Source organism: Brachyspira sp. (assembly GCF_050873525.1).
Lineage (GTDB): Bacteria > Spirochaetota > Brachyspiria > Brachyspirales > Brachyspiraceae > Brachyspira.
On record NZ_JBNMIZ010000068.1, the window covers coordinates 1 to 12,176 of the forward strand.

General features: G+C 34.3%; 10 protein-coding genes, 3 tRNA genes and 1 pseudogene. 9 read left to right on the forward strand and 5 right to left on the reverse strand.

The features are described from left to right. The first annotated feature begins 157 nt into the window (after positions 1–157). The 9 genes and pseudogenes from fliF to ACR0QS_RS06200 form a co-directional block, all read left to right on the forward strand. Positions 158–1,858 (forward strand): flagellar basal-body MS-ring/collar protein FliF, encoded by a 1,701-nt coding sequence (gene fliF / locus ACR0QS_RS06160; RefSeq protein WP_432632569.1) that lies wholly within the window; start codon positions 158–160, stop codon positions 1,856–1,858. A gap of 89 nt (positions 1,859–1,947) precedes the next feature. Continuing rightward, the gene (gene fliG / locus ACR0QS_RS06165; protein WP_432632570.1) at positions 1,948–2,982 is read left to right on the forward strand and encodes a flagellar motor switch protein FliG; all 1,035 of its coding nucleotides are present in this window, start codon (positions 1,948–1,950) and stop codon (positions 2,980–2,982) included. Between the two features lie 42 nt (positions 2,983–3,024). Next, positions 3,025–3,927, forward strand: coding sequence for a flagellar assembly protein FliH (fliH, locus tag ACR0QS_RS06170; protein WP_432632571.1), 903 nt, complete (start codon positions 3,025–3,027; stop codon positions 3,925–3,927). Positions 3,928–3,960: 33 nt separating this feature from the next. Next, a complete protein-coding gene (locus ACR0QS_RS06175; RefSeq protein WP_432632572.1) occupies positions 3,961–5,415 on the forward strand; it encodes a FliI/YscN family ATPase in 1,455 nt (484 codons plus the stop codon). Between the two features lie 31 nt (positions 5,416–5,446). Continuing rightward, entirely contained in the window at positions 5,447–5,881 is a 435-nt protein-coding gene (locus tag ACR0QS_RS06180; protein WP_432632573.1) for a flagellar export protein FliJ, read from the forward strand. A gap of 30 nt (positions 5,882–5,911) precedes the next feature. After that, positions 5,912–6,640, forward strand: a complete 729-nt coding sequence (locus ACR0QS_RS06185; RefSeq protein ID WP_432632574.1) for a lytic transglycosylase domain-containing protein — start codon at positions 5,912–5,914, stop codon at positions 6,638–6,640. A 68-nt stretch (positions 6,641–6,708) separates the two neighbouring features. Next, a tRNA-Thr gene (locus ACR0QS_RS06190) sits at positions 6,709–6,781 on the forward strand. A gap of 55 nt (positions 6,782–6,836) precedes the next feature. Further along, positions 6,837–8,936: a 6-bladed beta-propeller gene (locus ACR0QS_RS06195; RefSeq protein ID WP_432632575.1), complete on the forward strand. Its 2,100-nt coding sequence runs from the start codon at positions 6,837–6,839 to the stop codon at positions 8,934–8,936. A gap of 41 nt (positions 8,937–8,977) precedes the next feature. After that, positions 8,978–9,109 (forward strand): annotated as a pseudogene (locus tag ACR0QS_RS06200) (periplasmic-type flagellar collar protein FlbB); the annotation flags it as partial. A gap of 69 nt (positions 9,110–9,178) precedes the next feature. Here the strand turns inward: ACR0QS_RS06200 and ACR0QS_RS06205 are convergent. The 5 genes from ACR0QS_RS06205 to ACR0QS_RS06225 all read right to left on the reverse strand — a co-directional run bounded on the left by ACR0QS_RS06205 (position 9,179) and on the right by ACR0QS_RS06225 (position 12,077). After that, positions 9,179–9,793, reverse strand: coding sequence for a type II toxin-antitoxin system PemK/MazF family toxin (locus ACR0QS_RS06205; RefSeq protein ID WP_432632576.1), 615 nt, complete (start codon positions 9,791–9,793; stop codon positions 9,179–9,181). A gap of 125 nt (positions 9,794–9,918) precedes the next feature. Beyond that, positions 9,919–11,550: a chaperonin GroEL gene (gene groL / locus ACR0QS_RS06210; protein WP_432632577.1), complete on the reverse strand. Its 1,632-nt coding sequence runs from the start codon at positions 11,548–11,550 to the stop codon at positions 9,919–9,921. A 121-nt stretch (positions 11,551–11,671) separates the two neighbouring features. Next, positions 11,672–11,881: a 30S ribosomal protein S21 gene (gene rpsU, locus ACR0QS_RS06215; protein WP_137999051.1), complete on the reverse strand. Its 210-nt coding sequence runs from the start codon at positions 11,879–11,881 to the stop codon at positions 11,672–11,674. A gap of 31 nt (positions 11,882–11,912) precedes the next feature. Beyond that, a tRNA-Met gene (locus ACR0QS_RS06220) sits at positions 11,913–11,986 on the reverse strand. 18 nt (positions 11,987–12,004) lie between these two features. Further along, a tRNA-Met gene (locus tag ACR0QS_RS06225) sits at positions 12,005–12,077 on the reverse strand. Positions 12,078–12,176 lie beyond the last annotated feature (99 nt).

Below are 12,176 nucleotides of genomic sequence, written 5' to 3' on the forward strand. Positions count from 1 at the left end.
TGTTAACTATTGACAAAAAATTAAATTTATATTATTCTACTAAATAAGAATTATGTTAACTAATAAATTATAATAAATAAACATAATTTTTTTATAAAGTAAACATAATTATATCCGATATATTTTAAAGATAACTTTTATTTAGGCAGGTGTTCCTATGCAGGACTTTATAAATAAATTGATAAGTCAAGTTAAAAATATTTTTTCCAAAACCACTAAATTGCAAAAAGCTATAGTGATAGGAATTTTGGTTGTCGCACTCGGCGCTATTGTGGCGACTGTAATTTTAAGCTCGAGAAGAACGGGAACTTTATTATTTCCAAACGCTTTGAGTCAGGAAGATGCAAGAAATGTTATATCCGTTTTGGAGGCAAACAATATTAAATATAATTATAGAAACGGATTCATAACTCTTAATAATCAGTCGGATAAAGCTAAAGCTGAATTGGAATTGGTTAAAGAAGGAAAAATGCCCGCGTCTTTGGACGGATGGGAATTATTCGATTCTCCGCGCATAGGAATTACAGATGTTGAACTAGACATAAACAAAAGAAGGTCCTTAACAAAAGCTATAACTCAATTATTAATGAAATTGGATTTTGTTCAAGAAGCTACGGTTGATTTGGCTTTTCCTAAAAAAGAATATTTGACGGATGTTGACGCTCCCGTTACGGCTTCGGTTGTCATTAGAGCCGAACCTTTCAAAGAGGCAGTTTTAAAAGACCCAAAAACGGTTAGAGGACTTCAACAATTAATCGCTATGGGAGTCGATAAATTACAGCCCGAATTTGTAACGATTACCGATAGCGCTGGCTCGATATTAACCGATTTTACGGATGAAGCCGCTAATTTGAAATTGAAAGTTGCACAAGAAGAATTGAAAATCGTAGATAGAGAAAGAAAAAAGATAGAAAATAAAATAAGACAAACATTAGGCAGAATTTATACGAATAGAGTCGAAACTACTATAGCTTTGGAATTGATATGGGACGAAGTGACGGTTACAAATAATTTAGTTCTTCCTATAACTTTGAAAGAAGACGACCCTTCGACTCCTTATGACGACAGCCAAATCACGAATAAAGTTCAAGTTTCAAGCCGAACTGTGACTGAAGATTGGAGAGGACAGCAGTTTATTCCACAAGGAGCGGCTGGAGCGGAAGAAAATGTTCCTCCGGGATATGCCGATAAAACGGACAGATGGCAAACTTATACTAAAACTGACAGCCAAGACAATTACGAATTAAGCAAAAGATATGAAGCGATAAAGAAAGGAAGCTATCAAATAGGAAAAATATCCGCAGCGGTTGCGTTGGACGGAAGATGGACGAGAGTTTATGATGCAAACGGAGAGCCTGTGATAACGAACGGCACGAGCTATGTTAGAGAATATCATCCAGTATCCGCCGAAGAAATAAGAAATGTTACTTCTTTGGTTCAAGCGGCTATAGGCTATGATTTGAGAAGAGGCGACCAAGTTAGCGTTACTCATATTCAATTCGACCATTGGGACAGATTTAATAGCGAAGATGCGCGACTCATGAGAAACAGCTTTATAAGAAAAACTTTGGTTATAGCCATGATTTCTTTACTCGCATTATTTATATTGGTATTGATAGTTAGAGCGATTCAGAAAGAACTTGCCCGAAGACGCAGACTCAGAGAAGAAGAACTCGAACGAAGACAGATGGAAATGCGAAGACAGGCTATGATGAATGTAAACGAAGAGCCTATTACGGAAATTAATTTGGAAGACGCCGCTCGTAAAAAACTTATGGAAGAAGTTATACGAGTTAGTCATGAGAGACCAGACGATGTGGCTAAATTGCTACGAACTTGGATGGCGGACGATAAATAATAAAAAATAAAAGTAAAAAAATATAGAAAATAAATAATAAAAGTTATAAAATTAAAAATATAAATGAGTTATAAAATAGGAGAAATATTATGGCTACGGCTAATAAAGAAAACGATAAGAAACAAAAAGTATTAAGCGGACGTCAAAAAGTCGCTATATTCCTTGTATCGCTCGGAATGGAAACTTCAAGCGAAATATTTAAACATTTGAGAGAAGAGGAAATAGAGCAGATTACTTTCGATATAGCGAGACTCGAAAATATAGAATCCGCCGATAAGGATGCCGTTTTTAGAGAATTCCAAGAGATGATGATAGCGCAAGATTTTATAACTCAAGGCGGTATAGATTACGCGAGAGATTTATTGGAGAGGTCGGTTGGAAGTCAGAAAGCGGGAGATATTATAAACAGATTAACATCTTCTTTGCAAGTCAGACCTTTTGATTTTATAAGAAGAACGGACCCTACGCATTTGCTTAACTTTATACAAGGAGAACATCCTCAAACCATAGCGCTTATTTTGGCTTATTTGGAGCCGCAAAAAGCCGCAAGTATTTTGGGTTCATTGCCTTCGGAAATTCAGCCCGATGTTGCAAAGCGTATTGCGATAATGGATAGAACTTCTCCAGAGGTTTTAAGAGAGGTTGAAAGAGTCCTTGAAAGAAAATTATCTACTCTTGCAAGCGAAGACTTTACGAGCGCAGGCGGTATCGATTCTATAGTTGAAATTATTAATAGCGTAGACAGAGCAACAGAAAAAAGTATTATAGAAAACTTGGAAGAAGACGACCCCGAACTTGCCGAAGAAATCAAAAAACGCATGTTCGTATTCGAAGATATTGTATTGCTTGACGATAGAGCTATACAAAAAGTTTTGCGCGAAGTCGATTCTAATGATTTGGCAAAAGCGCTTAAAAGCGTTGATTCGGACGCTCAAGATAAAGTTTATAGAAATATGTCGAAAAGAGCTGCGGCATTACTTAAAGAAGATATGGATTATATGGGACCTGTTCGTCTTAAAGATGTCGAAGAAGCTCAACAGAAAATCGTTAATATTATTCGTAAATTGGAAGACCAAGGCGATATCGTTATTGCGAGAGCGGGCGAAGACGAAATGGTTGTTTGACGATTATGTCAATTTTATTATTAGAATTATTGGGAGTTATTTATGCCAGAAAAGGTTTTTAAAGCTAAAAGCGTAGTGGAACTTACTCAAAAAGTTAATATAGCCGTTCCTCATAATGTGAGCAAAGAAGAATTGGATTACGAGGAAGCGCAAGAAGAATATAGAGGTCCTTCGATAGAAGAAATCGAAGCGGAAATTGCGGGAATAAGGGCAAAATGGGAAGAAGATTTAAGAGATATGAGGAGAAAAGCGAGCGATGAAGCGGACAGAATAATGGAGGACGCTAAAAATCAGGCTTTTGAAATTTTTAAATCTAAACAAAATGAAGCTCATGTAATATCCGAGCAGGCTAAAGTTGACGCTTCAAAAATTATTCAAGATGCAAACGCCGAAAAAGCTAAAATAGAAAGCGAGTCGGAATCGATTAGAGATGCGGCTTATAAAGAAGGCTATGCGAAAGGATATGACGAAGGTTTTGAAAAATCATTTTCCGACAGCAATAACGATTTGACGAAATTGGCGGAACAGCTCAGAAAAATTTTGGGTGAAACGATTAATAAGAGAAACGAAATAATAGACGCGGCGGAAGCTCAAGTTATAGAGGTTGCCGTTCTTATTGCAAAACGAGTCGTAAAAATGCTAACCGAAAGAGATAAAGGAATAGTTATAAGAAATATTCAAGAGGCTTTAAGAAGAATTAAAGGAAGAACGAAAATCACTATAAGAGTAAATATTGACGATTTGGAAGTTTCGGCAAGACATAAAGATGAATTCTATCAAATGCTCGATAAAATCGAAGGCGTTACCGTGCTTGAGGACCCTAATGTCGATATAGGCGGATGCATGATAGAAACCGATTTTGGAGATATTGACGCGAGAATAAACACTCAATTAAACGAAATCGAAACTGCAATTAAAGAAGTCGAACCAATCAAAGGTTTTTAAGAGATTTAAATAAAATTTATTAAAGGTTTACTTATGAAAAAACAGCAAAATAAAGAATCCATTATTGAAATTCAAAATACCTTTAATAAATATAAAGAAGTCGTTGGCGATGTCGCTTTATTAAAATTCTGCGGAAAAGTTAAAGAAGTTAGAGGTTCTTTAATAGTAAGCGATGGACCTTTTGCAAAAATCGGAGATATGTGCCGAATATATAAAAATAACGGTTCGCATATCGACTGCGAGGTTATAGGCATTAAAAATCAGGATGTATTTATAGCGTCTTACGGCGATTTAAACGGAATAACTTTCGGAGATATGGTATATTCCTACGACAGTCCTTTATCAATAATGTGTTCGGATAAATTATTAGGAGCGGTTTTGGACGGAATGGGAAAACCTTTGAACGGATATGTGCATAAATTCTACGAAACTCCGATTTCAATTCATCATAGAGCGGTTAATCCTTTAGACAGACCGCGGATAAAAGAGCATATTCAAACGGGAGTTCGAGCGATAGACGGACTTTTAACTGTTGGAAAAGGGCAGAGAATGGGAATAATGAGCGGAACGGGAGTTGGAAAATCTACTCTTTTATCGATGATTGCTCGAAACACGAACGCTGATGTGAATGTTATCGCCCTTATCGGAGAGAGAAGAAGAGAAGTATTGGATTTTATTGAAAGAGATTTGGGAGAGGAAGGATTAAAAAAAAGCGTTATAATTGTGGCGGCAAGCGATGACGCTCCGCTTTTGAGAGTTCGCGCGGCATATACGGCGACTACTATTGCGGAATATTTTAGAGATAAAGGAAAAGATGTAATGTTTATGGTAGATTCCGTTACTCGCTTCGCTTTGGCTCAAAGAGAAATAGGACTTTCAAGAGGAGAGCCAGCGACAACGAGAGGATATACTCCGAGCGTATTTTCCGAATTGGCGCAGCTTTTGGAGAGAACGGGAACTTCAAATAAAGGAACTATAACGGCATTTTATAATGTATTGGTTGAAGGAGACGATTTGGACGAACCTATTACGGACGCGGTTAGAGGAATATTGGACGGGCATATAGTTTTATCGAGAGAACTTGCAAACAGAGGACATTTTCCAGCCATAGATATAAATAAAAGTATTTCAAGAATAATGAACGAAGTGGTTTCGGATATGCATAAAGAATCGGCTAAAGAATTTTTGAAAATGAGCGCCGATTATAACGAAGTTAAAGAACTTATAATGATAGGCGGATACGCTAAAGGAAGTATGCCCGAAGTCGATAAATCCATAGAATATAAGCCGATTATGGATAAATATTTGCGGCAGGATATATACGAAGTTTCAAGTTTTGCCGACAGCAAAGAATCGCTTTTATCAATGTTTTATTCGAGAGATGAAATTGAAAAAGATTTAATTTCGAGCGGAGATGTAAAAATAGAAACTGAAGATTCTAAAATTTCCGATAATGTTCAGTATGAGGATAATCTGGTAATATTATAGAGATTGTATTTTTATTTGGGATTTGATAATAATGAAGAGATTTAATTTTAAACTTGAGCCTTTATATAAACTTAGAAAAAATATTGAAAAACAAAAACAGGCGGAGGTTGCGGAAGTTTCGGCTCAATATAATAAAGAAAAAGAAGGAAAAGACAACTGCATTTTTAAGATTGAAGACGGCATAAAAATAGTGGACGCTATTGAAGACGAAAAAGAAATGATAAATATGAGTTTTTATTTGGGAGATTATATAACGGCGCTTAATTCACAAATAGGATTGCATGAAGAAAATATGTCTATCATTGGAATCGAGCTTAGAAAGAGGCAGGAAATTTTACAAGAAGCGACAAACAGCAGAAGAGCGGTTGAAATATTAAAAGAAAAAAAATTAGCCGAATATAAGAAATTGATTATTAAAGAAGAACAGTCTAAATTGGACGAATGGAAAAAAGAATATATAAGTTAATGATTTTAAATAAATAAAAGAGGAATTATTATGATAGAGTCTATACAAAGAATACATAGCAGAATAGGGGAGATACAAAACACATTTAATAAATTAGGTTTCGCTCCTCTAAATACTCAACTTCCCGTTAAACCTTTTTCGGAATATTTAAACGAAGCTATGGCAAGCGGTTCTGCAAATAAAATAAATAATTCAGACGGTTCGCTTTTAATTGAAAATAATATAAATAATAAAATTAATAACGGAAAAATTATTGACGAAGATACTTTTAACGGGAAAATTTCTTTTGGAGTTTATGACGATATAACGAATAATTTAACGAATAATTTTGCAAGGGCGATAAACGCTTATAAAAAAACTTCGGCGGATTTTCCAAACACTTACGATAGCATAATAAACGAAGCTTCCGAAAAATATTCAGTTCCAAAAGATTTGATTAAAGCGGTTATAAAACAGGAATCTAATTATATGCCGAACGCGGTTAGTTCAAAGGGCGCTATAGGTTTGATGCAAATAATGCCTTCTACGGGAGCTTTGCTTGGAATCGAAGATAAAGAATCGCTTAAAGACCCTTATGTGAATATTATGACGGGAACTAAATATTTGTCTCAAATGCTTAATAGATACGATGGAAGATTGGATTTGTCTTTGTCCGCTTATAATGCGGGACCGAATTTGGTAGATAGACTTCAGAGAATTCCAAATATTGACGAGACAAAAAATTATGTAAAAAATATTATAGGTTATATAAAGAAGTAAACATAATAGCTTGACTTTTTTTGATAGTAATTTTATAATATTTTTATAGTTTAATAATATTTAGAATCGCCCGCTTAGCTCAGATGGTAGAGCATCACCATGGTAAGGTGAGGGTCATCGGTTCAATCCCGATAGCGGGCTTTCTTACATATAATTAAAAATAATCAAGTTTAAGTTTAGAGGATTAAAGAAATTTATGAGATTAAAACTTACGGCGATTATATTGTTGCTTTCGACTTTTATATCGCTTTTAAACGCTTTCGACAAAACTCCATATTATGTAAACACGGAAACTTATGATTCTTATAGAGAACTTATAAGAGGAGTGCATTATTATAATCAGGAGAGATATGACGCTTCTATAGCGAGTTTCAGAACATCTTTGAATACGAATCCAACCGATAAATTTATAAGATATTGGTATAGTAAAGCGTTATATAAAGCGGGTTATATGTCTTTGGCAATTAACGAATGGCTTAATATTAGCAGAATGGGATACGAGGACCCGATAATATTGTCGAAGATTAATAAATATTATAGCGCAAATATTGAAGGAACGAGAGAATCTTTCAGTAATTTTATTTATTTGAAAGTATTTTCCACAAACGCGAATTTTATGAGAAATATTAATCAGCCGATACAGTTAAAAGTTTTGGACGATGGAACTATTTATGTTTTAGATTATAACGATTCTTCGCTTAAACAATTTGATGTAAACGGAAATTTGATTAAAAAAATATCGCAAGGAAAGAGACTCGAAGAAACTCAATTAAACTGGTGGAGAAAAGCCGTTCAATTTGTGACGCGAGTTTATCCTTACGAAAAATTGGAAAATCCGAGAGGCTTTGCGATAGATACGGATGGAAATATTTATATAGCGAATACAAAAAAAGATAAAATATTTAAATACGATTCCAACGGAACTTATATAACGAATATAGGAATTTCTGGAATAGGAAATGGGCAGTTATTAGGACCAAATTCCGTTTATGCGGATAATTTTGGCAGATTATATGTTTCAGACGGCGGAAATAATAGAATTGTAGTATTCGATGTAAACGGAAATTATTTATTTAGCTTCGGAAAACTTGGAGAAAATGAAGGAGAATTCTTTTCGCCCGCGGGAATTGTAGTTAATAACAATAATATATATGTGGCGGATATGGGAAATAAGAGAGTGCAGAAATTCGATATTAGCGGTAATTATATTTCTACGATTAGCAATGAAATGTTTAACGAGCCGAGAGGTTTGTCTTTTTCTTCAGACGGAAATTTATTTATAGCGGACGGAAGCAAAGTTTATTATTACGATATTAACGCAAATACTTTTACTTTATTTAATAACTCCGAAAGATATACGGCGACTCCGACTTCGATAGCGGAAGACAAAAACGGCGCTATTTATTTGACGGATTTTATTTCGGGAAGAATCGATGTTTATACGAGAAAAGAAGAATATTACGCCAATTTGGATGTGTTTACCGATAAAGAATATTTAAGCGAATTTCCAATCGTGGTTGCATCTGTGACGGTTAGGGACAGATTTGCAAATCCGATTATAGGATTGACTGCGGATAATTTTTATATTACTGAAAACGATACGGTTGAGAGTAGGGTAGGTTTGTATGACGCTCCAGAATTGCATGAATATAGATTTATTTATATTATAGAAGACAGCGCGGCGGCAAGAAATTACGAAAGCAGAATAAAAGAAGAGATAAGCAATTTTACTTTGAGTTTGAGGAATAATGACGAGGTTTTGGTAATTCATTATAACGATGGAGTTTATAAATCGGAAGGTTATTCTTCGGCTAATTTGAGAATAATTGAAAACGCGAATAATTTTAGATTTTCTGGCGGAGTTTCGGCTTTGGGCGAAGCTTATTATGAAGCGATTAGACTTTCTCTAAACAGCTTTAAGAAAACGGCTATAATTCATTTTTCTGTAAGCGATATAAACGATGGCGCTTTTGCATCTATGGATTTTAACGATTTATCAAGTTTCGCAAAAAATAATGCGGTTTCATTGAATCAGGTTTATTTGGGAATTAATAAAAATAATTATTTCCTCGATTTGATTTCAAAAAATACTTACGGATATACTATTGACGGTGACAATTCAATCAATTATTCGGAGACTATTAATAATATAAAAAATATCAATTTTGGAAAATATTATATTTATTATAATAGCTTTAGAAATTTGAAAGAAAGCGGACAGTATAGGGCAATGAAAGTGCGAGTTCAATATAGAGATATGTTTGGCGAAGAAGAGTCGGGGTATATAGTTCCTTAAATTGTTTATTATTCTTTTAGAAATGAATTTTTATATAAGTAAGAATACTTGAAAAATACGAAGCGAGAACCAATCCGAGAAACAATACCGTTCCGTCTTCTCCTAACGATTTTCCTTCATATCCAGAAACGGATAATATGCTAAATGAGGGAATAATGGATATGGGCGCGTAGAAAAAGTATTTATAAGTTTATTTTTTAAAATCTAAAATATATATGTTTATAATTAATCAAAATTTTAAATTAATTTCCAATTAGATGATTTCTTATTTTTTCTTTCAGTGTTTGAATATCATCATTTGTATAATATTTTTTATTTATTATCCTTACTTCTCTTGTTTCCCAATCAATAGAATGAAGATAAGCTAAATCTAAAGTATCATTTGGAATTATAAAACACATTTTTGTATAAATATTAAAATGCTTTGTGGATATAACAAGCCATTCGCTAAAATGTAGAAATTCAGGAATATTATGAGTAAAATGAATAACATCAAAAAAGTTAGGACAATTTTCATCCTGTCTTTTAGGATTTTTTCTATTTTTAATGATTTGATTTATAAAACTTTCAATCACTACCATGTATTCAGAATTTTGTATTAAAAATTTATTGGTTTGCGTAAAGTATTTTTTGTATATTAGTTGCAACTGGTCTATCATTACTTCGCTTAATCCATCTCTTGTATTGATTGTTGGATTTTTATGAGATGGATATTGTTTTGATTTTTTGTTCTTTGTAGTTGTTGGAAATCCTAGAATATAATCGTTACTATCATATATAACCAAATATGGTCTTTTATTCATTTGTTCATGTCCTTTAGAATATGTATTTTGTGCTTCTATTACATATTTTGTCATTTTTATATTCCTTTGAATGATATAATATATAGAATTATATTAAAAATTCAGTATAAATCAATAAAGCCCCGATATTTTTTATTATCGAGGCTTATTTTTGCTTTATAATTTGTGAGGCTAATTTATTAATACATACCGCCCATTCCGCCGCCAGGCATTGGAGGCATAGGTTTTTCAGGTTCAGGTATGTCGGTAATGATAACTTCCGCAGTTAGAACTTGACTCGCTATTGAAGCGGCATTTTGTAAAGCGCTCCTTGAAACTTTAGCGGGGTCGATAATTCCCGTTTTCAACATATCAACCCATTCGTTAGTAAGGGCGTTGAATCCCATATTGCCTTTTTGTTTTTTAGCTTCTATGGCAACTACCGAACCGTCAAGTCCAGCATTTGCCGCTATCATTCTTATAGGTTCTTCAATCGCTCTTTTTACTATATTAACGCCGACTTGCTCATCTGCATTTTCCAATTTCAAAGAATCTAATTTTACTTGAGCATGCAAGTAAGTAATTCCTCCGCCTGGTATTACTCCTTCTTCAACCGCCGCTCTTGTGGCTGATAAAGCGTCTTCAACTCTCGCTTTTTTCTCTTTCATTTCAACTTCCGTAGCAGCTCCGATATTTATTACCGCAACTCCACCAGAAAGTTTTGCAAGTCTCTCTTGCAATTTTTCTCTATCGTAATCGCTGTCCGTTTCTTCGATTTGTTTTTTAATTACCGAAACTCTCGCTTGAACTTCTCCTTTTTTTCCGCCGCCTTCAACTATAGTCGTATTTTCTTTATCAACTGTTATTTTTTTAGCTTTTCCAAGTTGTTCCAAAGTAGCGTTTTCAAGTTTCATTCCCAAATCTTCGCTTATAACTTGTCCGCCAGTAAGTATCGCTATATCTTCCAACATAGCTTTTCTTCTGTCGCCAAAACCCGGAGCTTTAACGGCGCATACATTCAAAACGCCTCTCATTTTATTCAATACCAAAGTAGCCAAAGCCTCGCTTTCAATATCTTCGGCGATAATAATGAAAGGTTTTCCAGTTTGAGCGATTTTTTCAAGAACAGGAAGAAGTTCTTTCATATTTGAGATTTTTTTCTCATATAGAAGAACCAAAGCGTCTTCCAATTCCGCCGTCATGCTGTCCGCATTTGTTACGAAATATGGAGATATATAACCTCTGTCAAATTGCATTCCTTCTACCAATGATAAATTAGTTTCCAAAGATTTCGCTTCTTCAACCGTTATAACGCCTTCTTTTCCCACTTTTTCCATCGCATCGCTTATCAATTCTCCAATTTCTTTATCGTTATTTGCGGAAATTGTAGCAACTTGAGCGATTTCTTCTTTTCCTTTTATTTGTTTCGCTTCGGATTTTATATGAGCGACTATTTCATTAACCGCTTTTTCAATTCCTCTTTTTATAAGCATAGGATTTGCGCCGCTTGTCACATTTTTAAGCCCTTCTTTTACCATAGCTTGAGCCAAAACTGTAGCCGTTGTAGTTCCGTCTCCCGCAACATCGTTTGTTTTCGTAGCGACTTCTTTAACTATTTGAGCGCCCATATTTTCAAACGGGTCTTCCAATTCTATTTCTTTAGCGATTGTAACGCCATCGTTTATTATTGTCGGAGGACCGAATTTTTTATCTATTACCACATTTCGTCCTCTTGGTCCTAAAGTTACTTTTACCGCGTTAGCCAAAGAATCGACTCCTCGCATTAGCGCGCGTCTCGCTTCTTCGTCAAATAATAGCTGTTTTGCTGCCATAATCTTTTCTCCTTAAAAATATTAAAAATTATTAATAGTTGTCTTTCTAAAATACTTTTATTTTAAAATTGTAAAAATTATACAATAAAAAATAAATATTTTCAAGAGTAGACTGATTAGATTATAATAAACCTAATCTGCGTTCTTTTTTCATTTTTCTTTTCATTCTTTTAAGCGCTTTTTCTCTTTGAAGTTTTTTTTCAAGAGACGGCTTTTTGTAGAACTGTTTTTCTTTTAATTCCTGTAATATAGCTTCGTTTTCGCATGCTCTACGAAATCTTTTAATAACGCTGTCTACAGGCTCTCCTTCGTTAGCAAATACTCGAACCAAATTAACTCACCTTCCTTTTTTATAAAATAATTAGCGGCGAAGGGACTTGAACCCCTGACACTGCGGATATGAGCCGCATGCTCTAACCACCTGAGCCACGCCGCCTTAAAGTCGTTAGACTATTAGCGGGGACAGGACTTGAACCTATGACCTTTGGGTTATGAGCCCAACGAGCTACCAACTGCTCCACCCCGCGGTATAAATAAATTATCGTTAAAAATAATATACTATTTTGCTTTTAAAGTCAAGCGTTTATTTTATAAATTTAGAATTAAAAAATATTTTTTTTATAAAA

What these genes read in the sequence shown, in the direction of transcription:
- fliF (WP_432632569.1), top strand. Translation starts at nt 158, where the DNA reads ATGCAGGACTTTATAAATAAATTGATAAGTCAAGTTAAAAATATTTTT.
- fliG (WP_432632570.1), top strand. Translation starts at nt 1,948, where the DNA reads ATGGCTACGGCTAATAAAGAAAACGATAAGAAACAAAAAGTATTAAGC.
- fliH (WP_432632571.1), top strand. Translation starts at nt 3,025, where the DNA reads ATGCCAGAAAAGGTTTTTAAAGCTAAAAGCGTAGTGGAACTTACTCAA.
- ACR0QS_RS06175 (WP_432632572.1), top strand. Translation starts at nt 3,961, where the DNA reads ATGAAAAAACAGCAAAATAAAGAATCCATTATTGAAATTCAAAATACC.
- ACR0QS_RS06180 (WP_432632573.1), top strand. Translation starts at nt 5,447, where the DNA reads ATGAAGAGATTTAATTTTAAACTTGAGCCTTTATATAAACTTAGAAAA.
- ACR0QS_RS06185 (WP_432632574.1), top strand. Translation starts at nt 5,912, where the DNA reads ATGATAGAGTCTATACAAAGAATACATAGCAGAATAGGGGAGATACAA.
- ACR0QS_RS06195 (WP_432632575.1), top strand. Translation starts at nt 6,837, where the DNA reads ATGAGATTAAAACTTACGGCGATTATATTGTTGCTTTCGACTTTTATA.
- ACR0QS_RS06205 (WP_432632576.1), bottom strand. Translation starts at nt 9,793, where the DNA reads ATGACAAAATATGTAATAGAAGCACAAAATACATATTCTAAAGGACAT.
- groL (WP_432632577.1), bottom strand. Translation starts at nt 11,550, where the DNA reads ATGGCAGCAAAACAGCTATTATTTGACGAAGAAGCGAGACGCGCGCTA.